24 protein-coding genes and 6 pseudogenes are annotated in these 22,883 nt (G+C 43.7%); 29 read left to right on the top strand and 1 reads right to left on the bottom strand.

All coding sequences use genetic code 11. The features are described from left to right. From R1Y93_RS02710 to R1Y93_RS02570, 29 genes and pseudogenes are all read left to right on the top strand, one after another. Positions 1 to 610, top strand: a pseudogene (locus R1Y93_RS02710) (AAA family ATPase); the annotation flags it as partial. After that, complete coding sequence (locus R1Y93_RS02705; RefSeq protein WP_500821542.1) at positions 607 to 771, top strand: hypothetical protein; 165 nt, start codon at positions 607 to 609, stop codon at positions 769 to 771. The pseudogene R1Y93_RS02710 and the gene R1Y93_RS02705, both read left to right, overlap by 4 nt. Positions 772 to 1,126: 355 nt before the next feature. After that, a complete protein-coding gene (locus R1Y93_RS02700) occupies positions 1,127 to 1,438 on the top strand; it encodes a hypothetical protein (protein WP_500821541.1) in 312 nt (103 codons plus the stop codon). After that, entirely contained in the window at positions 1,410 to 1,775 is a 366-nt protein-coding gene (locus tag R1Y93_RS02695) for a hypothetical protein (RefSeq protein WP_500821540.1), read from the top strand. The genes R1Y93_RS02700 and R1Y93_RS02695 overlap by 29 nt, the downstream gene beginning before the upstream one ends. After that, positions 1,750 to 2,172: a cobaltochelatase CobT-related protein gene (locus tag R1Y93_RS02690; protein WP_500821539.1), complete on the top strand. Its 423-nt coding sequence runs from the start codon at positions 1,750 to 1,752 to the stop codon at positions 2,170 to 2,172. Before R1Y93_RS02695 ends, R1Y93_RS02690 begins: the two co-directional genes overlap by 26 nt. Next, on the top strand, positions 2,169 to 2,456 hold the full coding sequence (locus R1Y93_RS02685; protein ID WP_500821538.1) for a hypothetical protein: 288 nt from the start codon (positions 2,169 to 2,171) through the stop codon (positions 2,454 to 2,456). Before R1Y93_RS02690 ends, R1Y93_RS02685 begins: the two co-directional genes overlap by 4 nt. A gap of 2 nt (positions 2,457 to 2,458) precedes the next feature. Continuing rightward, on the top strand, positions 2,459 to 3,340 hold the full coding sequence (locus R1Y93_RS02680) for a YitT family protein (protein WP_500821537.1): 882 nt from the start codon (positions 2,459 to 2,461) through the stop codon (positions 3,338 to 3,340). A gap of 109 nt (positions 3,341 to 3,449) precedes the next feature. Then, positions 3,450 to 4,538 carry a PucR family transcriptional regulator gene (locus R1Y93_RS02675; protein ID WP_500821536.1) on the top strand — a complete coding sequence of 363 codons (1,089 nt, stop codon included), beginning with the start codon at positions 3,450 to 3,452 and terminating at the stop codon, positions 4,536 to 4,538. A 252-nt stretch (positions 4,539 to 4,790) separates the two neighbouring features. Next, a pseudogene (gene ftsE / locus R1Y93_RS02670) lies at positions 4,791 to 5,475 on the top strand (cell division ATP-binding protein FtsE). Continuing rightward, positions 5,465 to 6,370, top strand: a complete 906-nt coding sequence (gene ftsX, locus R1Y93_RS02665) for a permease-like cell division protein FtsX (RefSeq protein WP_500821535.1) — start codon at positions 5,465 to 5,467, stop codon at positions 6,368 to 6,370. Before ftsE ends, ftsX begins: the two are co-directional and overlap by 11 nt. A 54-nt stretch (positions 6,371 to 6,424) precedes the next feature. Beyond that, positions 6,425 to 7,630 carry a S41 family peptidase gene (locus tag R1Y93_RS02660; protein WP_500821534.1) on the top strand — a complete coding sequence of 402 codons (1,206 nt, stop codon included), beginning with the start codon at positions 6,425 to 6,427 and terminating at the stop codon, positions 7,628 to 7,630. Positions 7,631 to 7,744: 114 nt separating this feature from the next. Then, positions 7,745 to 8,839, top strand: coding sequence for a 3D domain-containing protein (locus R1Y93_RS02655; RefSeq protein ID WP_500821533.1), 1,095 nt, complete (start codon positions 7,745 to 7,747; stop codon positions 8,837 to 8,839). Between the two features lie 87 nt (positions 8,840 to 8,926). Continuing rightward, a pseudogene (gene trpS / locus R1Y93_RS02650) lies at positions 8,927 to 9,972 on the top strand (tryptophan--tRNA ligase). Positions 9,973 to 10,356: 384 nt separating this feature from the next. Then, the gene (locus tag R1Y93_RS02645; protein WP_500821532.1) at positions 10,357 to 11,346 is read left to right on the top strand and encodes a PLP-dependent cysteine synthase family protein; all 990 of its coding nucleotides are present in this window, start codon (positions 10,357 to 10,359) and stop codon (positions 11,344 to 11,346) included. Between the two features lie 72 nt (positions 11,347 to 11,418). Beyond that, positions 11,419 to 12,369, top strand: coding sequence for an ABC transporter permease (locus R1Y93_RS02640; protein ID WP_500821531.1), 951 nt, complete (start codon positions 11,419 to 11,421; stop codon positions 12,367 to 12,369). Then, complete coding sequence (locus R1Y93_RS02635) at positions 12,363 to 12,881, top strand: ABC transporter ATP-binding protein (RefSeq protein ID WP_500821530.1); 519 nt, start codon at positions 12,363 to 12,365, stop codon at positions 12,879 to 12,881. Before R1Y93_RS02640 ends, R1Y93_RS02635 begins: the two co-directional genes overlap by 7 nt. Positions 12,882 to 12,923: 42 nt before the next feature. Next, positions 12,924 to 13,106, top strand: coding sequence for a hypothetical protein (locus tag R1Y93_RS02630; protein ID WP_500821529.1), 183 nt, complete (start codon positions 12,924 to 12,926; stop codon positions 13,104 to 13,106). A gap of 133 nt (positions 13,107 to 13,239) precedes the next feature. Further along, a complete protein-coding gene (locus R1Y93_RS02625) occupies positions 13,240 to 14,259 on the top strand; it encodes an ABC transporter substrate-binding protein (protein WP_500821528.1) in 1,020 nt (339 codons plus the stop codon). Between the two features lie 345 nt (positions 14,260 to 14,604). Then, positions 14,605 to 15,618 (top strand): lanthionine synthetase LanC family protein, encoded by a 1,014-nt coding sequence (locus R1Y93_RS02620; RefSeq protein WP_500821527.1) that lies wholly within the window; start codon positions 14,605 to 14,607, stop codon positions 15,616 to 15,618. A 121-nt stretch (positions 15,619 to 15,739) separates the two neighbouring features. After that, positions 15,740 to 16,594, top strand: a pseudogene (locus R1Y93_RS02615) (hypothetical protein). Continuing rightward, positions 16,591 to 16,794: pseudogene (locus R1Y93_RS02610) on the top strand (ASKHA domain-containing protein); the annotation flags it as partial. The pseudogenes R1Y93_RS02615 and R1Y93_RS02610, both read left to right, overlap by 4 nt. After that, positions 16,766 to 17,350, top strand: a pseudogene (locus R1Y93_RS02605) (ASKHA domain-containing protein). The pseudogenes R1Y93_RS02610 and R1Y93_RS02605, both read left to right, overlap by 29 nt. Before the next feature lie 2 nt (positions 17,351 to 17,352). Next, a complete protein-coding gene (locus R1Y93_RS02600; protein ID WP_500821544.1) occupies positions 17,353 to 17,658 on the top strand; it encodes a DeoR family transcriptional regulator in 306 nt (101 codons plus the stop codon). Further along, positions 17,645 to 18,115 carry a DeoR/GlpR family DNA-binding transcription regulator gene (locus R1Y93_RS02595; RefSeq protein WP_500821543.1) on the top strand — a complete coding sequence of 157 codons (471 nt, stop codon included), beginning with the start codon at positions 17,645 to 17,647 and terminating at the stop codon, positions 18,113 to 18,115. The genes R1Y93_RS02600 and R1Y93_RS02595 overlap by 14 nt, the downstream gene beginning before the upstream one ends. A 371-nt stretch (positions 18,116 to 18,486) precedes the next feature. Next, positions 18,487 to 19,476, top strand: a complete 990-nt coding sequence (locus tag R1Y93_RS02590) for a Gfo/Idh/MocA family protein (protein ID WP_500821526.1) — start codon at positions 18,487 to 18,489, stop codon at positions 19,474 to 19,476. A gap of 15 nt (positions 19,477 to 19,491) precedes the next feature. Continuing rightward, positions 19,492 to 19,680, top strand: coding sequence for a hypothetical protein (locus R1Y93_RS02585; protein WP_500821525.1), 189 nt, complete (start codon positions 19,492 to 19,494; stop codon positions 19,678 to 19,680). Beyond that, positions 19,628 to 20,326, top strand: coding sequence for a sugar phosphate isomerase/epimerase family protein (locus R1Y93_RS02580; RefSeq protein ID WP_500821524.1), 699 nt, complete (start codon positions 19,628 to 19,630; stop codon positions 20,324 to 20,326). Before R1Y93_RS02585 ends, R1Y93_RS02580 begins: the two co-directional genes overlap by 53 nt. Beyond that, positions 20,319 to 20,696 carry an alpha/beta fold hydrolase gene (locus R1Y93_RS02575; RefSeq protein WP_500821523.1) on the top strand — a complete coding sequence of 126 codons (378 nt, stop codon included), beginning with the start codon at positions 20,319 to 20,321 and terminating at the stop codon, positions 20,694 to 20,696. The genes R1Y93_RS02580 and R1Y93_RS02575 overlap by 8 nt, the downstream gene beginning before the upstream one ends. A 75-nt stretch (positions 20,697 to 20,771) precedes the next feature. Beyond that, positions 20,772 to 21,098: an alpha/beta fold hydrolase gene (locus R1Y93_RS02570; RefSeq protein WP_500821522.1), complete on the top strand. Its 327-nt coding sequence runs from the start codon at positions 20,772 to 20,774 to the stop codon at positions 21,096 to 21,098. 334 nt (positions 21,099 to 21,432) lie between these two features. Here R1Y93_RS02570 and R1Y93_RS02565 read toward each other — a convergent pair whose 3' ends face one another. Further along, on the bottom strand, positions 21,433 to 22,734 hold the full coding sequence (locus R1Y93_RS02565) for an IS30 family transposase (protein WP_500821521.1): 1,302 nt from the start codon (positions 22,732 to 22,734) through the stop codon (positions 21,433 to 21,435). Between the last annotated feature and the right edge of the window lie 149 nt (positions 22,735 to 22,883).

Genomic DNA, 22,883 nt, shown 5'->3' with positions numbered 1-22,883 from the left:
ATTAATCGGTACGGATACTTTTGAGGACAATCAGGTAAAACTTCGGAAAGGCAGTATTTACCGATGTGCCCAGCATGGGGGCTTTGGTATCCTGGACGAGATCAATATGGCGAAAAATGATGCTGTTTCCGTGCTGCATGCTACTCTGGATTACCGAAGATCCATTGATGTGCCAGGGTATGATAAGATTGATCTTCATCCGGCAGCCAGATTTATCGGAACCATGAATTACGGATATGCAGGTACCAGAGAATTAAATGAAGCCCTGGTTTCCAGGTTTATGGTGATCGATATGCCGCCGCAGAATGAGGAAACCCTGGGATTTATTTTCAGGGAAATGTTCCCGGATGCAAAGAAGGCAGCTGTAGACCAGTTTATAGGTCTTTTTCTTGATCTTCAGCTGAAAACTGCCAACAGTGAGATTTCTACCAAGTCACTGGATTTACGAGGTCTTTTGGGAGCAGTAAAGATCATAGGTTTGGTCTTCCTCATGGCAGGCTGTACAGATGGGGATCGTAAATAAAACATTTGATATTTTTGAAAAGAGATCGTAGAGGATGTTGTAAATACCAGGATCCCCAGGGACTGGACAAAAGGAAGATGTTTATGAATAAGCATCCGTCAAGGATTGAACATGCAAATGAGATCGCAGGTTTTTCTGAAGGGGAAGGCTCTGAGATCCAGCTGGAAATGGAGAACCGTATCCGGAATCTTTTATGGACAGTCAGTGGTGACTATGCCCAGGAAATGAAGCCGGATATTTCTTTATAGATGTTCCAGGCCGCTGGCCCTTTATGATGGGATCAAGCAGGGAGCACTGGCAAAATTTTATGATAAAAAATATCTGGGGCTTTATCTGCTGAAGAAACTGTATTTGGGAGCAGATGAACAGCTTCTTAACTAAAATGGCACAGCTTTGTATAGAGGAAGCCATTGGAGACAGAATCTGTCTGGACGTCCTGGGCAATTCGAAACATGCAAAGAGAGGCTATCCTGGATATCCTTGATCAGGAGTATCTGGTGATCCCGTAATGGGAAATATCCCGGAAATGCTCAGGCTTATGGTTCTGAGAAAAAGGCTGGACAGGCTGGAACACAAAAAAGCAAGCGCCAAGTGCTTTCCTCCATGAAAAAGTACATGGATCTGGTGAAGGAAGCAGGCAATTCAAAAGATACAGAAGCACTGGCATTTGCCATTGACCGGTTATATAATAAGGCATGTGAGCCTGATTTTGAAAAAGAAAAGGGCAGTTTTGACCAGGTGATGGCTGTTACAATGGAGGAACTGTCAGAGTTTGACTGGAAAGACCTTCTTGATGAGGAACTTTATGAGGAAAGCCTGGAAGATTATGCACAGCAGCTAGCTGATCAATATAGCCGGGATGGAGGATTCCCAGGTTACAGAGGAAATGGAAGAGCAAAGACAGACCAGGCATAAGATCAAAATCCTTCCTCCTGAAGCATTGGAAAAGGCCCACAGGTATGTGGAACTGAATTTTGGGAAAACTTATCTGAAAGAAAATGAAGAAAAGAAAATAAATCAGCTGATGTGCAAAGGGATCCACGGAGACTGCAGTCTGTATTTTACAGAGGGGATCCTGAAAAATCCGGTTATGCGGAATTATCAGTACGAATATGCAGTACGGCTGAAAAACAAAAATGTGTGGCTGTATCATGACAAACACAGAGTTGTAAAGAGGAATGTTGCCCAGCTTACAGAAATGCTGCGTAAATCCCTGATTTTGCGAAGTGAAAACCAGGAAAATCCTGTCTGACAGGGGACAGATCCTGCCTGCCAGATTATGGAGGATCGGCAGAAGCAGGGATGCACTTCTTTTCAAAAAAGAGCAGCAAGGGGATCAGACGGATTTTGTTGTAGATGTACTGATCGATGCCAGCGGTTCCCAGATGAACCGGCAGGGCCATGTGGCATTACAGGCATATATGATCAGCAAAGCACTGGGAAATGTGAGAATCCCTCACCGTGTGATGAGCTATTGTACATTTTGGGACTTCAATACGATTTTGCACAGACTTCGGGAGTATGACGAACCTGACAGCGCAAGTGAAAATATATTCAACTATGTAACATCTTCCAACAACAGGGATGGATTGGCCATTAAAGCGGCTGGTTATGGGCTTTTGGCCCGCAGGGAAGAAAAAAGATCATGATCATTTTAAGCGATGGACGACCTTATGATGTAATTGTAAACCGTCCAAATGCAAAGAATCCTAAGCCGTATATGGGACAATATGCAGTGAATGATACTGCTGGGGAAGTCCGCAGGCTGAGAAACGCAGGGGTGAGCGTACTGGGAGTATTTGCAGGTGAGGAGAAGGATCTGGCTACAGAAAAGAAAATCTTCGGTAAGGATTTTGCATATATCCGGGATATTACTGATTTTTCCAGGATTGTAGGCCGCTATCTCACAAAACAATTGGAATTGGAGGAATGAAGATGAGCTCTTTTGGGAAAAAACTCAAATATATGGACTATCTGCTGATCATTGTAGGTACCTGCCTGATGGCAGTTGCTGTAATATCTGCGTTTGATAAGGCAGGAATGGTTACAGGTGGTTTTTCAGGAGTGGCTATCATTGTTAAAGAGTGGACAGAAAGCCTTGTTCCTGGCGGGATTCCCTTATGGATCACTAACATGGCATTAAACATTCCGCTGTTCTTTTTGGGAATGAGGATCGGAGGCTTTCAGTTTGTAAAAAAAGCACTGGTAGGAGAGCTGTGTCTTTCTTTCTGGCTGGCGGTGCTGCCTGGCTGTATTCCTGATTTTGACCTGGCGGGAAATGATCTTCTGCTTGCAGCGGTATATGGTGGTGTGATTCAGGGAGTAGGCATCGGACTTGTTTTTCTTGGACAGGGGACTACCGGTGGTACAGATATGATGGCTGCCCTGATCCAGCGTAAGCTTAAGCATTATTCCATTGCCCAGATCATGCAGTTCATTGATGGCCTGGTAGTTGTGGTGGGTATGTATGTTTTTGGCGTATACAAGGCTCTTTATGCAATTATTGCAGTTTATCTTGTCACAAAAGTGTCTGACGGCATGATCGAAGGTTTGAAATTTTCAAAGGGAGCTTATATTATCACAGAGAAAGCAGAGCAGGTTTCCCATATGATCATCAATGAAATGGACCGTGGTGTTACCGGCCTGAAAGGGGTAGGAATGTACTCCGGACAGGATAAGCTGATGCTGTTTTGCGTAGTCAATAAAAAGGAAATCGTTACATTAAAAGAAAAAGTGGATGCCATCGATCCAGATGCTTTCGTGATCGTATGTGATGTACGGGAAGTGCATGGGGAAGGCTTTATAGAGAAAAAGTGAGAAGTTTTGAATAAAAATTTGTAAATTTTTTCTGATTTCCTCTTTCTTTTTTGGTTATTTTGTATTAAAATAACCTCAAACACTTTTACATGAGAAGGGATTGAATAGAATGATATCAAGCCAGGTATTACAGAATACCCTCGAGGGACTTAAAGAGATATCCAGGACACAGTTTTGTGTGATGGATACAGATGGCAAGACACTTGCATCCACATGTACTGATTTCGAGATCCAGACAGGGGATGTTCAGGCGTTTGTTGATTCACCGGCAGAGAGTCAGCTTGTGAGAGGCTATCAGTATTTCAAAGTGAATGATGACTATCAGCTGGAGTATATCCTTGTAGCTCATGGAGAGGACGAGGATACGTATATGGTCGGGAAGCTGGCAGCATTTCAGCTTCAGAGTCTGATCGTAGCTTATAAGGAGCGTTTTGACAAAGACAGTTTTATCAAGAATCTTCTTCTTGATAATCTTCTTCTTGTAGATATTTACAATCGTGCCAAGAAGCTTCACATCGAAGCTGATGTGCGCCGTGTGGTTATGCTGATCGAGCTTCCACAGGAGAGAGAGCACAGTTCTGTAGAGAGCATTAAGAGTATTTTTGGCGGTAAGAGCAAAGATTTTATCACAGCCGTAGATGAGAAGAGTGTGATCATTGTAAAGGAACTGGAAGAGGGCGAAGGCTATGAGACCATGGATAAGCTGGCCCAGACGATCCTGGACACACTTGGACTTTCCAGAGAAGACGGAGTACATGTTGCATACGGTACCATTGTCAAGGAACTTAAGGAAGTGTCACGATCCTACAAGGAAGCACGTATGGCATTGGATGTAGGTAAGATCTTCTTCCCGGAGAAGGACGTTATCGCATACAGTTCTCTGGGTATCGGACGTCTGATCTATCAACTTCCGATTCCGCTTTGTAAGATGTTCATTAAGGAGATCTTTGGCGGTAAGTCACCGGATGATTTTGATGAAGAGACACTGACCACCATTGATAAGTTCTTTGAGAACAGCCTGAATGTGTCAGAGACATCCAGACAGCTTTATATCCACAGGAATACTCTTGTATACCGCCTGGATAAGCTGCAGAAGAGTACAGGACTGGATCTTCGTGTATTTGAGGATGCCATTACCTTTAAGATTGCTCTTATGGTTGTAAGATATATGAAATACATGGAAACACTTGAGTACTAAGCCGGCATCTGTGTGGCTTTCAGTGATTTTAAGAAGGAAATACCATTGTCTACCGTTTTTGCCAGCGGTAGACAATTTTATTTTATGCGGGTAACGAGTCCCGGAGGATTCTTTATGTAGAAGCTGTGAAATGCCTTGCTTTTGGGAAAGGGTGCATGTATAATAAATTACCGGAAAATAGCAGTTGCAATTTAATAAAAGATATATTACAATAATGTTACATAAAAGTTACGTATAACAAAGGAGACCATTATGATCGATTTAATGGATGTAACCAAGTCTTATGGGCAGGGTCTTCCGGCTGTGAATCATGCCAACCTGCATGTTGATAAAGGGGAATTTGTATTTGTGGTAGGGAGCAGCGGCTCCTGGGAAGTCCACGCTGATCAAGCTTTTACTGAAGGAACTGGATTCTACTTCAGGTGAGATCATTGTAAGCGGAGAACGTCTGGAGGGGATGAAGCACCGCAGAGTAGCCAAATACCGCAGGAAGCTGGGTGTTGTGTTCCAGGATTTTCGTCTTTTAAAGGACAGGGATGTTTATGAGAATGTTGCCTTTGCACAGCGTGTGATCAACCGTCCTACCAGAGTGATCCGTAAAAGAGTACCGGAGGTTTTGCAGGAGGTAGGGCTTGCAGGGAAATATAAGGCATTTCCAGACGAACTGTCCGGTGGAGAGCAGCAGAGAGTAGCTCTTGCAAGAGCGATCGTAAACCGTCCGGATATTCTCCTGGCAGATGAGCCAACCGGTAATCTTGACCCCAGGACCTCTGAGGAGATCATGAAGCTTCTGGAAGAGATCAATGAGAGAGGCACAACCGTACTGGTAGTTACCCACAACAAAGAGATCGTCAATGCCATGAAGAAAAGGGTAGTTACCATGCATAATGGCGTGATCATCAGTGACGAGAAAGAGGGAGAATATCATGAGGCCTAGTACGATCTGGTATACCCTGAAGCAGGGTGTAAAAAATATTAAAAGAAATATGATGTTTTCCATTGCATCAGTTCTTACCATGTCCGCCTGTATATTATTGTTTGGCGTTTTTTATTCTATTGTGAATAATGTGAATAATATTGCACATAAGGTGGAAGAGGAGGTTCCTATCACAGTATTTTTTGATGAAGGGACTACGGATGAGCAGATCCAGCAGATCGGTACACTGATCCAGGAACGTCCTGAAGTAGCACAGATCCAGTATGAGTCTGCAGATGATGCCTGGGAAAAGATGAAGAAAGAATATTTTGGAGATACAGATGCTGCAGAAGGGTTTAAGGATGACAATCCGCTGGTGAATTCCTCCAACTACCAGGTATATCTGAAGGACATTTCCAAACAGGCAGTGCTTGTGGCGTATATCCAGACCTTGGATCACGTAAGAGAGGTTAATCAGTCTGAGCAGGCGGCCAAGACTCTTGGCTCCATTAACAAGCTGGTATCCGGTATTTCCATTGTGATCATTGTGATCCTTCTTCTGATCTCTGTATTTTTGATCAGTAATACTGTGTCCGTAGGTATAACTGTGCGTAAGGATGAGATCGGGATCATGAAATATATCGGAGCCACAGACGCTTTTGTGCGTGCACCGTTCCTTCTGGAAGGCATGGTACTTGGAGTGATCGGAGCGGCTATTCCTCTTGTGATCCTGTATTTTGCATATAATAGTGCAGTTACTTATGTATTGACCAGGTTTAATGTACTTATGGGTGTGGTTGAGTTCATACCAGTAGGCAGGATCTACATGACCCTTCTGCCCATCGGTCTGGCACTGGGGATCGGGATCGGTCTTTTGGGAAGCTTCTGGACCACCAGAAAGCATTTGAAAGTATAAGGTATCAGAATGTGGGATTGATGCAGATGCGTCAATCCCTCTTTTGCAGGAGGAATGATGGCAGATAATAATTTCTGGAAAGGTGCAGCCTTTGGTACAGCTTTTACAGTTGCAGTGGCAGCAGGAGGATATGCAGGATACAAATATGCACAGGTACCAGCAGAAGGAACTGTGCTTTCAGACAGTGCCAGGGTCCAGAAGCTGGAGTATCTGGAAGAACTGATCGATACTTATTATCTTGAGGATAAGGATGAAGATGAACTGGCAGAAGGGCTGTATGCAGGATTGCTCTATGGTCTGGGTGATCCTTATTCCAGATACTATACAGCAAAGGAATATCAGGAGGAAAATACCAGTTCCCAGGGATCCTATGTAGGAATCGGCGTTGTGATGCAGGAGAATAAAGAAGGGGGCGTGCAGATCGTTCAGTGCTATGAGGGCGGACCAGGCGAAGCAGCAGGCCTTAAGGAAGGGGATGTGGTCAGCGCTGTTGACGGACAGGATATTACAGAAAGCTCTGTTTCTGAAGTGGCATCCATGATCAGGGACAGCGATGCCAAGAATGTTATCCTTACAGTGCACAGAGAAAATACAGATGAGCCTCTTACCATTACAGTTCCTATTACAGATGTGGAACTGCCATCTGTTTTTCATGAGATGCTGGATCCTAAGATTGGATATATCCGGATCACAGAATTTAAAGGGGTTACTGTAGAACAATATACAACCGCATTTCAGGATCTGAAGGATCAGGGTATGGAGAAGATGATCGTAGATCTTCGGGATAATCCAGGGGGACTGCTGGATTCTGTCTGCGATATCTTAAGGCAGATCCTTCCGGAAGGCCTGATCGTTTATACGGAGGACAAAAACGGAAACAGGGAAGAAGAAACCTGTGACGGGAAAAATGCCCTTGATATACCCCTGGCAGTGCTGGTCAATGAAAACAGCGCCAGCGCATCCGAGATTTTTGCAGGGGCAGTTAAGGATTACGGGATCGGAGCCATTGTAGGCACTACTACCTATGGAAAGGGGATCGTACAGTCCATACGTACTCTTTCGGATGGAAGTGCAGTGAAGCTTACAGTTTCAAAGTATTATACTCCAAAAGGCAATAATATCCATAAGACAGGGATCTCCCCGGATGTAGAAGAAAAGCTTGATCCCAATCTTTTGAACAAAAGTGATTACAGCCATGAAGAGGATAATCAGCTTCAGAGGGCCATTCAGGTTCTGGAAAATGATGGAGAAAGCAGCTGATTTTATAAAAATTCTGTGAACATGGGTCAGAAAATTGAATGAGACACTGTTCTGTGCTATGATAAGGCAGAGTAGGGACAGAAGACAAGCTTATGGACAGAGAGGAGACTGACCATGAAAAGAAAAATATTTCTGGCTGGCTTATGTACAGCTCTTTTAGCACCCATCCTTGTTTCAGCTCAGGTACTGGATTATGATGGGATTGTTGATAAATACAAACAGGAAGATAAAGCACTGCAGCGTTTTTCGCTGGATGACGGGGCAGGAGGCACTGTGACAGCGCTGGCGGATGCAGAGGATTTATATATTACATCCAAGAGTGCCCAGATACATTCCAAGCCGGGAGAGACAGGAGATGTGCTTGATACGGCTGTCTTTGGCACAGAGCTGGAACGGGTTGCAGTATGTGATAATGGCTGGAGCAAGGTAGAATACACATCCGATACAGGGGAACAGATCAGTGGTTTTGTTTCAGATATACAGCTTGGCCAGGGCACAGCACTGGAAGAGGTGAATGACACGGTTACTGTTGCCAGGGATTGTGATGTCCTTGATTTTCCGGGAAGAAAAGACGGCGAAGTGACAGGTGAAGTCCTGGAAGAGGATCAGCTCACCAGAACCGGCATTGTAGATGGGATCTGGAGCCGGATCATTTTTGAAAATGAGGAAGGCACATCCAGCACAGGATATATACCGACCAATGTGCTGGAAGGTTATGAGGATGAAAGCCTTACTGCAAAAGCAGATACTTCTACTTCAAACGGAGATATCCAGGCAGGAAGCATCCATAAAAGTGCAGGAGAAGGTGTTTTTGCTGAGGCTGTTGACGGTGTGACATCTGTCAATGGCAGTGGTGCCGCCGCAGATGGCGTACAGGTAGGCACTCCGATTTCCGTATCAGCAGATGCATCCCTGAAGTCTCTTGGCACTTTTCGTATCACACATTATTGTCCATGCAGTATCTGCTGTGGTCCATGGTCCAATGGGATCACATCTACCGGTGTTACTGCAGTGACCAACCGTACCATTGCTGTGGATCCTACCCAGATCCCTTATGGATCCAAGGTTGTGATCGACGGACAGGTATATGTGGCAGAAGACTGCGGCGGTGCGATCAAGGAGAACTGCATTGATATTTATGTAGGAAGCCATGCAGAAGGGGAAAGCAAGGGTGTGTACTACACAGAAGTATACCTGATACAGGAATAAAATAAGGCTGAGGACAAAGAATTTCAGCTATGTTACTTGCAGATGATTGGTGAGAACCAACAGATAAGAGGATTGGAGACAGGACAAATGGAAAAGATCATTTTAACAGGAGACAGACCTACAGGCAGACTTCATGTAGGACATTATGTAGGTTCACTTAGAGGGAGAGTTGCCTTCAGAATTCAGGAGATTATGATAAAGTATATATTATGATCGCAGATGCACAGGCGTTGACAGACAATGCAGAGCATCCGGAAAAGGTACGGCAGAATATTATCCAGGTAGCACTTGATTATCTGGCATGCGGGCTTGATCCGGAGAAATCCACCATCTTTATACAGTCTACCATTCCGGAACTGGCAGAGCTTACCTTTTATTATATGAATCTTGTAACTGTATCCAGACTGCAGCGGAATCCTACCGTAAAAGCAGAGATCAAAATGCGTGATTTTGAGACAAGCATTCCGGCAGGCTTTCTGGCATATCCGGTAAGTCAGACTGCAGATATTACGGCATTTCACGCTACTGCAGTTCCGGTAGGTGAGGATCAGCTTCCAATGCTGGAGCAGTGTAAGGAGATCGTGCATAAGTTTAACTCTGTATACGGAGAGACCTTGACAGAGCCGGAGATCATCCTTCCGGATAATGCAGCATGTCTCAGACTTCCAGGTATTGATGGAAAGGCTAAGATGAGTAAATCCCTGGGGAACTGTATTTATCTTTCAGATGAGCCGGAAGAGATCAAGAAGAAGATCATGTCTATGTTTACAGATCCGAATCATCTTCGGGTGCAGGATCCGGGCAAGGTTGAGGGAAATCCAGTATTTATCTATCTGGATGCGTTCTGCAGACCGGAGCATTTCCGGGAATTTTTGCCAGAGTACAGCTGTCTGGATGAGTTGAAAGCTCATTATCAGAGAGGCGGTCTTGGAGATGTAAAGGTGAAGAAATTCCTGAACAACGTAGTGCAGGCTGAACTTGCACCGATCAGAGAACGCAGAAAGGCCTGGGAGCAGAGGATACCGGAGGTATATGAGATTCTGAAAAAGGGCAGCGAAGAAGCGAGAAAAGCAGCTGCCAAAACCATGCAGGATGTCCGCCATGCAATGCAGATTGATTATTTTGCGGATTAAAAGGCAGAAGATTTGATTGAAAATGAGCCAGAGCTGTTTGAATAATATTTGGGGTAAAGAATATCAGGGTATGTATGGTAATGAAAGCCGTACATACCCTGATCTGCGTTTATTATACGTTTAGCATTATTGCAATAGAAAAAAACTATAACGGACAATAAATGGAATGTATTGGACAATCAGGAAAAGTTTGATATAATAAGCAACATAAAACATATAAAACATATCGAAAAACTGGGAAATACAAGAACCCACCTGAAACAAGCAAACCAAAATAAGAGTAAAAACCAAAACAAGAGCAAAGAACAAATCAACAGTAAAAGAGCAAAAAATAAGAAACAAAAAGAAAGAACTAAAAGAGAAATCATAAAAGAGGAAAGAAACATGGCAAATATACATCAGTCAATCACAGAATTAGTTGGACATACACCGCTTGTAGAATTAAAGAATTATGAGAAAAGCCTTGGGCTGAAAGCCCATCTTCTTGGAAAGCTGGAATACTTTAACCCATCCGGAAGCGTTAAGGACAGAGCAGCATTAAATATGATCCTGGAGGCAGAAAAGGACGGAAGGTTGAAGCCAGGCGGTAAGATCCTTGACTTTACCAGCGGCAATACAGGGATCGCTACAGCAGCCTTTGCTAATGCAAGAGGATATGAATATTCTGTAGTAATCCAGCCGGGAGTATCCATAGAACGAACACTGATCCTGAAAGCCTATGGAGTGAATCTGCTTCAGGCCGGAGATGTACCTGGATTTCTGGAGATGCTGAAAAGTGGAGGCCTTACAATGGGAAGATTGTCTGTTGTGATGAATGCCTATGCAAAAGAACATGGCTATTTCTACATCGACCAGGGAACAAATGAAGACAATCCGGAAGCACATTATAAAACCACAGGACCGGAGATCTGGGCAGATACAGACGGAAAGGTAGATTATGTGGTAGCTCTTGTTGGTACTGGTGGAACTTTGGCAGGCCTTTCAAGATATTTCAGGGAAAAAAATCCGAATGTAAAGATCATTGGTGCACAGCCGGCAAAACAGTCCAGAAAGTCGCTGGATCATCCGGAAGCAAATACCATTGACGGTGTGCTGGCATTTGATGATGTACCAACAGACAAAATTCCGGTTTTCTTTTCGCCGGAACATCTGCCTTATGATGAGTGTCTTGATATTATCGCAGAAGATGCTTATGCAACCGGCAGAAAGCTTGTAAAAACAGACGGAATCTTTCTTGGACAGTCTGCAGCAGCTGCAGTAAAAGCAGCTACTGAAGTAGCAAAAAGACCTGAAGCAGAAGGAAAAAATATAATAGTGATCCTGGCAGATAATGCGTTTAAATACCTCTCCACAAATATGTACAAAGAAGACTGAAGCATTGCGTAAGAGAATTAATCAGCATATAAGAGAATTAATTATCACGTAATAGGAAAAGGAAGAACACGTATGAATAAAACATTAATAAAAATTCTGCCGTTTGCAGGTCTGGCGCTGGGAGCAGTTACAGATCTTGTAATACCGGATTCAGAATTGCAGCCACCGGCAGACCATCCATATTTCCTGTATTTCCTGGGACTTTTGGCCGTTGTTTACGGAATCTTGTTTATTGCTTCATTTATCAGCGCAAAGCTGGATGAAAAGATAAGCTACAAGGCACCCCTTATTGCAGGAACAGCAGTACTGATCACAGTGATAAATCTGATCACATCCAAATATGCATTACTTCCGGTATTGTTTTTCCCTTGCCTGGACAGGGTGTTTGGCGTTTTTGCTACTGATTATGAATTGTTGATCCAATGTATCCTGGCATCCTGGCAGCTTCTGCTCCGCGGATTTCTGGCAGGCGGGATCCTGGGATTCCTTACAGGTATCCTGATCGGATTCAACAAAAAAGCAAGCTATTGGATCTCACCGTTTATGAAGTTTGTAGGCCCTATTCCACCTACATCCTGGTCTCCCCTGGTATTGTCACTGTTTACAACTACTTATTCAGCATCCGTATTTATGGTTGCACTGGCAGTATGGTTTCCAATAACATTGATGACCAGCAGCGGGATCCAGAATGTTAATAATTCTTACTTTGAAGTGGCTTCTACCCTTGGATCCGGCAAACTGAACAGGATCTTCAAGGTAGCAGTTCCGGCAGCAATGCCAAGCATTTTCCTTGGAATCTTTTATGCAACCTGCAGCGCTTTTGTTACCCTTGTAACTGCTGAACTGTTAGGCGCTGACGCAGGACTTGGCTGGTATCTGAACTGGGAAAAAAGTATGATGCTTTATGCAAATGTTTATGCAGGGCTGATCCTGATCGCAGTGATCTGTACACTGGTGATCACCCTTGTATTTAAAATCAAAGACCAGGTTTTGGTATGGCAGAGAGGAGTGATCAAATGGTAGGCCAGATCAGGATTGATAACGTACAGAAGAAATTTACAAATCCGGACGGCTCAGAAGTGGTGGCACTAAACGATCTTAGCTTTACTGTAAAGCCGGGAAGCTTTGTGTCTTTGATCGGTCCTTCCGGATGCGGAAAAACCACATTGTTAAGAGCCATCGCAGGTCTGAATCTTCCTGATCGGGGTGGGATTTACCTGGATGGAGAGAAGATTACAAAGGCAGGAGCAGACAGAGGTTATGCATTTCAGCAGGCCAATCTTTTTCCATGGCTGAATATACGCAATAATGTGGCATTTGGCCTGAAAGCCAGAGGGGAATATAAAGAAAAGAAAGATGATGTGGATCAGTTCCTGGAACTGGTAGGTTTGAAGGATTTTGCAAAATCCTACCCACACCAGCTTTCAGGAGGAATGTGTCAGAGAGCAGCACTTGCCAGGGCACTGGTCGGGCATCCCAAGGCGCCTTCTCCTGGACGAACCTTTTGGGAGCACTTGATGCTTTTACAAGAATGAATATGCAGGACATGATCATGGAATCTCTGGAAAAAACATAATATGACCATGATCATGGTAACACATGATGTGGATGAAGCCATTTATCTGTCCGATCAGGTAGTGGTAATGTCAGCAAGACCTGCAAAAGTGGAGCAGGTGATCAATATCGATCTGTCCAGACCCGGAACGACGTGGACAGGATGTGTTTATGAATTACAGAAAAGAAATCCTGGAGATCCTTAATTTTGCAGGAAATTTACAGGATCCGGATTACTATTTATAAAGATAAGACAGCTGTTTGATATATTTTTCAGGCAGTATGCAAAAAACATTCAATGGTTACAGAAAATTAATATATACAAGAGGAGAAAAGATTATGAGAAAAAAAGGATTACTGAAAAAAATCACAGCAGCTGTTACAGTTGCAGCAATGCTTGTAGCTGGAACTGTGATCTGTCAGGCAGATGATACGAAAGTGGTACGGATCCAGGTAAGCAAAGATACAGTGTGTGGTGTTGCTATGCAGGTAGCTGCTGAGAACGGATATTTCGAGGAAGAGCTGGAAGCCATCGGACAGAAATGTGAAGTAACAGTGGCTGCTTCCTCTGAGACAGTAGACCTGATCACTGCAGGAAAAATCGATGCTGCATTTGGCCTGGCCTGCAACTTTATCACACCTATTTCCAACGGCCTTGCTGTTTCCTTTGTAACTGGAGTACACAAAGGCTGCACCAAATTTTATGCAAAGGCAGATTCTGGGATCAGTTCCCTGGAAGACCTGAAGGGTAAAAAGATCGGTGTTCCTAGTCTTTCAGATTCCAGTACATTGGAAGTAAAAAGAAAACTGGCAGATCTGGGATTTGTTGTAAATGGTGCTGATGCTGATGTGAATTTTGTGGCTTATGCAATGAGTGATCTTGCAATGGCTTTGGACAATGGAGCTGTAGACGCAATTGGTGTTCATGAACCAATGGGAACCATGATCGAAGCCAATTACGATGTGACAAAGCTTCTTGACACTGGTACAGATGAGAAATTCAAGGATGAATATTGCTGCATGGCTCTTGTAACTCAGGATATGATCCAGAACAATCCAGAGGGTGCAGCAGCCTTTGCAAGAGCTGTACAGAAAGGCGCAGCATTTGCAAGTGCAAATCCGGAAGAAGCGGCAAAGATCCAGATCGAAGGAGGATATGTATCCGGTGATGTTGAAACAAATGCAGGCATTATCAAAGGACTGGATTTCAACCCAGGTGTAACAGCAGCAAGAGATACTTTCAAAAATGCATTTACAGATCTTCAGGCTACCGGTGATCTGAATCAGGATCTGGATGAGAAGGAATTTGAAGAAAAGGCATTCCCGGTGCTTGATGGTGTTCCGGAAACAACCACTTGATAATGTGGAAACAGGAGAATTTACACAGGAGTGATCACAACTATGGACTATCTGGAAATTGCTAAAAGGACTATGAATTTTATCAATACCAGAAAAAGAAAAGGGACCGGAAGGCATCTTCTGGTCCCTTGAGGATGCAGCCAAAGGAAGACCTATCTATTATGATGAGATCTGCATGTATGCAGGTGCTTCCGGGATCCTGTGTTTTCTTCTGGGGCTTTACGATGCAACAAAAGACAGTATATATCTTGAAGAAGCAAAAGAGGCAGGTTTATATCTGAAATACCGTTGGGAGAACGAACCTGAGCTGAAGCGTAACTTTTCAAAATATGCTTTCTCAAGCGGTTGGAGCGGAGCGGGCTTTGCGCTTACCAGACTGTATCTGGTAACAGGAAAAAGATATACGCTGAGACGGTTGCTTCCATTATTTCCAAAATGCAGGAAGATGCCAGACCTGGCAAAAACGGGAAAGGTTATACCTGGTCTACATTTCCGGGAATTGTGGGAGATGGAGGCACCATCCTGTTTCTTCTTTATGCAGCAGGGGTATATGAGAATCCAAAGTGGAAGGAATTTGCACTTCTGGCAGGAGAAAACCTGTTGGAGCAAAGAAGAGAAGATAAGAGCGGATGCTGGTATCCGGGAGTAGATCCTTCCTATTTTGGAGCAGATGATGATTATATTGACCCTAATTTCCCGATGGGTACAGCAGGCATTGGCTTTGTTCTTATGAAATTGTATGAAGCAGGGAAAGATCCTAAATATCGGGAAGGTAACAAAGGAATCGCAGAGTTCATGGATTCTGTTGCAGTGAAAAAAGGAAACGGCAAGCTGCTTCCTCACGGGCTTCCGGACAGGAAAAATCTGTTTTACCTGGGATACTGCCATGGACCAGCAGGTACAGTACGTTATTATTATAAGATGTATGAAGCTACCGGTGATCTTAAATATAAAGAGAAACTGGAAAGTCTTGTAAAAGGGCTGGAGGCTGTAGGTGCTCCAAGGATCCGGTCAGAAGGCTACTGGAATACTTATAATCTGTGCTGCGGTACAGCCGGGATCCTGAATATGTATCTTGGGCTTTGGGCTGCCTTTGGAGATGAGAAATATCTAAAACAGGCAGAAAAATGCGGGGAAGAGCTGACAGAGCATGGCATTTTTGAATCTGTGGATGGAACAGATCAGGCGAAATGGAGCTTTGCCCTTGACAGGATCGCTCCAGGTAATAAAAGTACTCCTATCGGATGCTTTGACGGTGCGGCAGGTATTGGTCTGGCTTTATTACAGCTTTATCAGGCAGAAAAAGGGGAGTTTCATGTTACACGTTTTCTGGATGATCCTTTTCCTGAAAAAAGATAACGATTCAACAGGCTGCAGCTGCAAGGATACAAAATGCTGAATAGTTATAAAGAAAGACAAAAGTATTAAAAAGGGTTTGTGGTTCTGAAGACAAAAGAACTGCAGGCTCTTTTTCTATGGAATGGATTGTGGTATGATACAGAAAAACGAAAGAAAGAGAGGGAGAGGGAACAATAGTTCTCTTTTCAAAAAAATATTATATATGGATGGAATTTCAAGAAAAATATATCTGGAATTACCCCTTCCCACAGAAGAAGAAAACCGGTCAGATCAGAAAAGAATACTGGATGGCCTGAAACAGCAGGGAACAGAGGCCTACATGCCTTTAAAGATTTTAAGAAAACTATATCCTTTATGTGAGGAGGCAGGCTATAAGCTTACTGCTTCCTTATCCTGGGATGGAGAAGGGTGGGTGATCGCAGACCTGGAAAAAGGCTACGCCAGCCACCGGCACTATGGACTGGCAGCAGATCTAGGCAGTACCACAGTGGTGATGCGGCTGATAGACTGCACAACCGGAGAGTGTATCAGGGAGGTAAGCTGTTATAACCGGCAGATCCGCTTTGGAACAGATATCCTTTCCAGGATTTTTTATTGCAAGGATGCCCCGGATAAACTGGAAGAAATACGGCAGGAAACCATTGCTTCACTGAAAGAATGTATGAAGGAGCTGGAGCAAAGCAGTGAGATATGAAGGACTGCATTTCCATGGTGATTGCAGGAAATACAACTATGATCCATTTTCTGCTGGGCATGGATCCCTTTTGTGTATTTTACACACCCAACGTTCTGGGCTGACCAGCCTGGTTTCTTAACAGGTGAGGAACTGGGAATTCCTGTAAAAGGCTATGTGTACTGTTATCCTTCCAAATCCAACTATCTGGGAGGAGACATTATCAGTGGGATGATCGCTACAGAAATATATAAGTCCAAAGATATCAATATCTTTTTTCTAGAGGTAATGGGGAGCTGGTGATCGGGAATCAGGAATTTCTTTTATGTGGTGCAGGAGCAGCCGGACCGGCTTTGGAAGGCGGCGTTGTAAAAACAGGCATGCGTGCATCCAAAGGTGCAGTGGACAGGGTACATATTGAAAAAGGACAGATCTACTGTCATGTGATCGGAGAAGGGAAGCCGGAAGGGATCTGTGGATCCGGGATTATTGATCTGCTGGCTGAGATGTTTCTGTGCGGCTGGGTTGATATCAGAGGAAATCTTGTTCCGGAGAAAACAGCAGGATCCAGGAAAAGAGGGAATGCTGGCAGTGGAATATGCACCTGGTCTTTTCTTTTACCAGAAAGATATTCAGGAATTTATCCGTACAAAAGCAGCTGCCCATACTATGGTAGAGATCATGCTGCGGGAATCCGGTATTACCATGGACCAGGCCGCAAACTTCTATGTGGCAGGAGCCTTTGGAAAGCATGTATCAAAAGAATCTGCCATTGCCATCGGGATGTATCCGGATATGGACCTGGACAGGATCATTAATGCAGGCAATTCCTCTCTGGAAGGGGCGTAGAAGCTTCTGATAAAGAGGTCCTGTCTGGCAGATATCGATCGGATCATAGAGGAAATGGTGTATATCCAGTTTGCAGCTGTGGATGATTTCCTGAATATGATGGTAGCAGCACAGGCTCTTCCACATACGGATTATCAGCGTTTTCCTACAGTTATGGAACAGCTTAAGAAACGTCAGGCAATAGAAAACCAATCAGGAAAGGAACTGTGAAAATGGCGCAAAGTGCAATGCTAAAAGAGGAACGGCATCAGCAGATCCTGAATATTTTGTATGCATCCGGCAAAGTAAATGTAGAGGAGCTTACCAGGGTATTTGGCTGTTCCCATGATACCATACGGCGAGATCTTTCTGAGCTGGAAGAACAGGGGATCCTGAAAAGGGTATACGGAGGAGCTGTTCCCTGGAAAAGGCCGGCGCCAGGCATTGATGCCAGGAAAAATGTGGAAAAGGATGAAAAGTATCTGGTGGCAAGGAAGGCTGTAGAGCTGGTACACCCCGGGAGAGCTGATCGCCATTGACGGTGGGACTACCAATACCCTGTTTGTATCACTTCTTCCTGTATCCATCCGGCTTCGGGTAGTGACCAACAGCTTTCCTGTTGCAGAGGAATTGAGGAAACGTCCCAATGCAGATGTTACTTTTCTTGGAGGCCACTACAATAAAGGTTCCCAGACAACGGTGGGGGAACTGGTGCTTTCCCAGCTGAAGGACTATCATTTTGACCAGTGCTTTCTGGGAGCGTATGCTGTAGATGCCAAAAGAGGGGTATCTGTACCCTATCCTTATGAAGATGAGGCTCCGGTAAAGAAGTATCTGGCAGAAAACTGCAGGGAACTGAATGTACTTTGTGATAATTCCAAGCTGGATAAAGAAGCAAATTATATTGTATGTCCCCTGGAAAGAATCACCCATCTTGTATGTTCCAGAAGGGTTTCAGAAGAGATGAAAAAAAGATATTTAAATAAAATCATATGAGTGGAGCAATGAAACACGCATAAACACGCATAATATATGCTTGTAATACGCATGCAAAAATCATACAATGAACCTGTCAAAAAGAAATCATATATCAGCTGGGAGTCAATCCCCCAGCTGATATAGCCTCCGGCAGGATTGCAGAGGTGCGCAGGAGAAGTATGTCATGCAATTGCATGACGCGCACCTCGCAGCAAGAATGCCGAGGCATTCTTGAATGTTCAAAAAAGAATCCGGGCCCTCTTAATGGACAGTAAAAAATAAACAGGACAGGAGTTGTGATACAATGAAAACAAATGTGAAAAAAGATGAGCGTTGTTTAAAGGTTGGTGTACTTGGCTGTGGAATCATCTGCCAGGCTGCCCATCTGATTGGATGCAACTGAAGCACATAACATTCAGCTGGAAGCAATTTGTGATGTGGCAGCAGAGCTTCGTGAAAAAATGGCTGCTATTTATTCCCCTAAGGTATATGACGATTACAGCAAAATGCTGGCAGATCCTCAGATTGATGCAGTGATCATTGGTATTGGGACTCAGTTCCACGTACCATGTGCAAAACAGGCGATTCTTGCAGGAAAGCATGTTTTTGTGGAAAAGCCCATGGGAGTTTCCATTGAAGAATGCCAGGAATTAAAAGAAATGGCAGAGGAAAGAGGGCTGTTCCTTCAGGTAGGTCATATGAAACGTTATGATGAAGGCCTTCAGTACGCCAAGAAATTTAAAGAAGAAAAAATGGGCGAGATCACAACATATAAAGGCTGGTATTGTGACAGTGTAGGCCGTTATACCCTTACAGATAACGTGATGCCTGTTTTGTACTCCAGTGATGCAATGAAAAAACCGGCAGGCAATCCAAAGGCAGTGCTGGATCATTATTACCTTCTGGGACATGGAAGCCATCTGTTTGATACAGCTCTTTATTTTATGGGGGATATTGACTGCGTTGCAACAGATGTACATAAAGAAAGGGTCCATTCCTGGCTGATCGACTGTAATTTTGCCAGTGGAGCCATTGGAACCTTAGATCTTACCATTGCAATCGCACAGCAGTGGCATGAAGGCTGCGAGATTTACGGTACAGGCGGAACAGTTTATGCGAAGACCTTTAATCCATGGGAATTCCGTTCTTCGATTGTAGAATGCTATGATAAAGAAACCAATGTTTCTTCCACACCTGCGGCATATGACGGCCAGTTTTACAGAAGAGAGCTGGAAGGCTTTGGCAGACAGTATCTTAAAAACGGCACACCGTGTACAGGGGCAACTGCAGATGATGGAATGATGGTGATGCGTGCATTGATTGCAACCTATCAGTCTTGTACAGCAGGGTGGCAAATGGATCGCATTAAAAGACGTTAAGGGAGGATTATGATCATGAAAGAAATCGGTATTTTTTCCAGAACCTATGAGATCGGTGATCTGGAAGAAACATACAGAAGAATGACTGCAAATGGCATTACACATACTCAGTTCAATCTTTCCAATGCAGGTCTTCCTTCTTTGCCGGAGCATGTGGAAGAGAAGGAAACTGGAAGAGATCCGTACACTTACTGCAAAATATAACATCCATCTGGATGCACTTTCCGGTACCTTTAATATGATCGATCCGGACGAAGAGGCGAGAAAAAAAGGCTGTGACCAGTTTAAGCTTCAGTGCCAGATCGCCAGATATCTGGGTATTCCCATTGTTACACTTTGCACTGGATCCAAGAATAAAGAAAGTAAATGGAAATGGCATGAGGACAATACCAAGCAGTCTTCCTGGGATGACCTGATGAGAACCACAGAAACCATTTTAAAATATGAAGATGATAATGATGTGATCCTTGGTGTGGAAACAGAGGCAAGTAATATTATCTGTTCTCCTGAGATCGCAAGAAAATATATGGATGCTTCCGGCAGTGACCGGATCAAGATCATTATGGATGGTGCAAATCTGTTCCATGACGGTGATGCAGCAGACATGGAAAAAGTATTGAGGGAAGGCTTTGAGATCCTTGGCAGAGATATTGTCCTGGCACATGCAAAAGACATTTCCTTTAAAGGAGACACAGAGTTCGTAGCTGCCGGACAGGGAGATCTTGATTTCAGACTGTATATTGATCTTCTGAAAAAGACAGGATATGAAGGTGCACTGATCATGCATGGCCTTTCAGAAGAACAGATACCGGCAAGCAAAAAGTTCCTGGAGGAGATTCTTAATGTATAAATGGATAAATCATGGTCTTCACCTGGAATATGAGATCAGTGGTGAAGGGATACCCTTTATATTTCTGCATGGCATGGGAGGAAGCGTAAAGCAGATCCAGTCCACCTATGAGCCGCTTGAAGGAGTAAGACTGATCAATCTGAACCAGCAGGGCCACGGTGAAAGTGAAGCCTGCTGGGAGAATTTTGACTTCGATCATCTTGCTAATGATGTGTCTGATTTAATGGACAGACTGGAAATAAAAAAGGCGTACTTTGCAGGAATCTCTATGGGAGCTGCGGTATGTCTGAATCTTGCAGTAAGATATCCCCAGAAGGTTGAAAAAGTCTTTGATCCGGAATGCATGGACAGATCATCCTATGTCAGATAAGGTTCAGAAAGCGTATTATGATCTGGGAGCCTGCCTGCAGGAGGGAGGCATTGAGCGGTTTTATACCACTGAAGGGTGGCAGATCGTAAAGGAGCCGTCTGCTTATACCTGCAATGCATTTACTTCTCTCCTTTTGAAGATAAAGCCTGTCTTAAATACTGGCAGAAATATCAGATCCTGCCGGATAAGACGCCTATTCCTAATGTGGAGGTGCTGAAGAATATCCAGGTTCCTGTTACCATTCTGGCCTGCAGGCATGATCTGTGCCATCCTTACGAATATGGAGAATATCTGGCAAAGCATATTCCCGGTGCTGTGTTTCGGGAAATCCCGGATAAGGATAAAGATGGTGCCCTTCACAAAAAGATGATCAATGAAGCAATCCGTGAAATGCTGTTTTAAAAGGTTTTATCCGTGAAAAGATGTTTTTATATCCGGCAATGTTGTTTCACAAGCTATAGGTGAATTGAAAAAGTAAATTCCACCTTGCAGAGGTAAATTCTACTTTGCAGGATTAAATTCCATGTAAAACAGAAAAAGATGAATCTTGTATATGAAATCCCTAAGATCAGAGTTAAAATAAAGACAAAAGCTGTGGTTTTAGGGATTTTTGTGCATGCTGAGCGGAAGTCGAATTTACGGTTGATTTTTGCGAATGGGTAAATTCCACCTCTGGGGGTATTCTGCGATGATGGCTTCGTAAATTTTCCTGCCCAGCTTTTTTATCAGATTTTGTTTATTTTAATAATTCGGGACTGAGGATGATCTCGTCTGCAGGAATCTTTTGCAGATGAAATGCATCTAAAATTTTTCTGCCATATTGGAATTCAAAAACTTCATAAGGGCTTTTATTACCAAGTTTCTTTCTGGAATAAGAATTAATGTGACTCATCATGAGATCAATCTGTTCCTGCGTATAGAGTCCGATATCAGTGCCCTTTGGAATGATCCTGCGCATCAGTTCGTGATTGTTTTCGCAGCTGCCTTTCTGGTAAGGTGCACTGGCATTGCAGTAGAATATTTTAGTTCGTTGGTTTCCCTGTGCATCCAGTTCGATAGCAGAAGGATTTGAAAACTCACTGCCGTTATCTGCCAAAAGGACAGGAAAGAGCTCCACGAAAATGTCTGTTCTTAACTCAATATAGAGTCGGTTAAAGACATCAATGACGGACTGTGAATCATTATGCTGCCGGAGAAATGCGAGCTGTAACTGCTGTTCTACGAAATGTATGGTAAGGAGAACGGCACCTCCTTTTATTCCTTCCACGGAATCAAGTTGTCGGACAGAAGCATCTGGATGATCACACATATATTTTTCGAAACAAGAAAAATCACGTCCGATACGGCAGGACTTATCGACTTTGAGTTTTCTGGAAACATTTTTTCGCGGGCGCATGCGAACGGTACGTGGCATGTCGAGGTTTCTGGCAGTAAAGAGACCACTGTTTATATAGGCATACAGGGTTCTTTCAGACTTCATGAGTTCATCGGCATGGTGAACAGCGATGTGATGAAGGGATTGTCCTTTTTTGAGAAGAGGTGATACCACGTCATCAATCTGCCGGAGTTCTGCTTCAGAAAGAGCAAACCCGGAACGGGATTCACTTCTGACCTGTTCGTATTCTCTTTGGGCATAAGAAGCTTTGTAAAGGCGTTTTTCCAGGATACATTTGCTGCGCTGCTGACAGCCATTGCAGACATAGGGCGGTTTTGAAAGCTTAGGGCAAAGATATTTTTCATAGGAAATGCAGGAGGAATTACATTTGCCACATGTCCAGCAGAGCCTGGTATTAGAGGCGGTACAGTGGTAACAGATCTTCTGGATAGAACACTGATGCAGGAAAGCCAGACGGCAGTCGTTGAAAGCATGTCCATAGGCACCAGTTTTGTCGAAACAGATATGTGCCTTTACTTCCTTGGAAATAGTAGTACAGTCCTTACCAAGATGTCTTGCAATAGATTTAAAACTGTTTCTTTCGTTAAGTAAGGTTTCGATGAGGATTCGAGCTTCAAGATTTAAATGTTTTTGTTTGTTCATAAAGGGCTCCTTACTGCTGGGAAGGAAGAGCCATATTTGTATAAAGAATTATAAAGGAAAAGTAGGAAGAATTAAATTCCACCTTTGGAAGAATGGATTTTTGTAAGATTAAATTCCACAGAGGAGTGGAATTTAACTTTGCGAGTGAG

The organism is Blautia sp. HA3515 (assembly GCF_059933065.1).
The sequence above is the reverse complement of the archived record's forward strand: the minus strand, read 5'-3'. Positions and strand labels throughout refer to the sequence as shown.

Excerpts from the sequence above, each read along its gene's own strand:
- R1Y93_RS02575 (WP_500821523.1), top strand. The coding sequence starts at position 20,319 with ATGTATAAATGGATAAATCATGGTCTTCACCTGGAATATGAGATCAGT.
- R1Y93_RS02680 (WP_500821537.1), top strand. The coding sequence starts at position 2,459 with ATGAGCTCTTTTGGGAAAAAACTCAAATATATGGACTATCTGCTGATC.
- R1Y93_RS02645 (WP_500821532.1), top strand. The coding sequence starts at position 10,357 with ATGGCAAATATACATCAGTCAATCACAGAATTAGTTGGACATACACCG.
- R1Y93_RS02580 (WP_500821524.1), top strand. The coding sequence starts at position 19,628 with ATGTGGAAGAGAAGGAAACTGGAAGAGATCCGTACACTTACTGCAAAA.
- R1Y93_RS02685 (WP_500821538.1), top strand. The coding sequence starts at position 2,169 with ATGATCATTTTAAGCGATGGACGACCTTATGATGTAATTGTAAACCGT.
- R1Y93_RS02705 (WP_500821542.1), top strand. The coding sequence starts at position 607 with ATGAATAAGCATCCGTCAAGGATTGAACATGCAAATGAGATCGCAGGT.
- R1Y93_RS02635 (WP_500821530.1), top strand. The coding sequence starts at position 12,363 with ATGGTAGGCCAGATCAGGATTGATAACGTACAGAAGAAATTTACAAAT.
- R1Y93_RS02625 (WP_500821528.1), top strand. The coding sequence starts at position 13,240 with ATGAGAAAAAAAGGATTACTGAAAAAAATCACAGCAGCTGTTACAGTT.
- R1Y93_RS02600 (WP_500821544.1), top strand. The coding sequence starts at position 17,353 with ATGGCGCAAAGTGCAATGCTAAAAGAGGAACGGCATCAGCAGATCCTG.
- R1Y93_RS02630 (WP_500821529.1), top strand. The coding sequence starts at position 12,924 with ATGACCATGATCATGGTAACACATGATGTGGATGAAGCCATTTATCTG.
- R1Y93_RS02655 (WP_500821533.1), top strand. The coding sequence starts at position 7,745 with ATGAAAAGAAAAATATTTCTGGCTGGCTTATGTACAGCTCTTTTAGCA.
- R1Y93_RS02700 (WP_500821541.1), top strand. The coding sequence starts at position 1,127 with ATGAAAAAGTACATGGATCTGGTGAAGGAAGCAGGCAATTCAAAAGAT.
- R1Y93_RS02585 (WP_500821525.1), top strand. The coding sequence starts at position 19,492 with ATGAAAGAAATCGGTATTTTTTCCAGAACCTATGAGATCGGTGATCTG.
- R1Y93_RS02660 (WP_500821534.1), top strand. The coding sequence starts at position 6,425 with ATGATGGCAGATAATAATTTCTGGAAAGGTGCAGCCTTTGGTACAGCT.
- R1Y93_RS02565 (WP_500821521.1), bottom strand. The coding sequence starts at position 22,734 with ATGAACAAACAAAAACATTTAAATCTTGAAGCTCGAATCCTCATCGAA.
- ftsX (WP_500821535.1), top strand. The coding sequence starts at position 5,465 with ATGAGGCCTAGTACGATCTGGTATACCCTGAAGCAGGGTGTAAAAAAT.
- R1Y93_RS02640 (WP_500821531.1), top strand. The coding sequence starts at position 11,419 with ATGAATAAAACATTAATAAAAATTCTGCCGTTTGCAGGTCTGGCGCTG.
- R1Y93_RS02675 (WP_500821536.1), top strand. The coding sequence starts at position 3,450 with ATGATATCAAGCCAGGTATTACAGAATACCCTCGAGGGACTTAAAGAG.
- R1Y93_RS02695 (WP_500821540.1), top strand. The coding sequence starts at position 1,410 with ATGGAAGAGCAAAGACAGACCAGGCATAAGATCAAAATCCTTCCTCCT.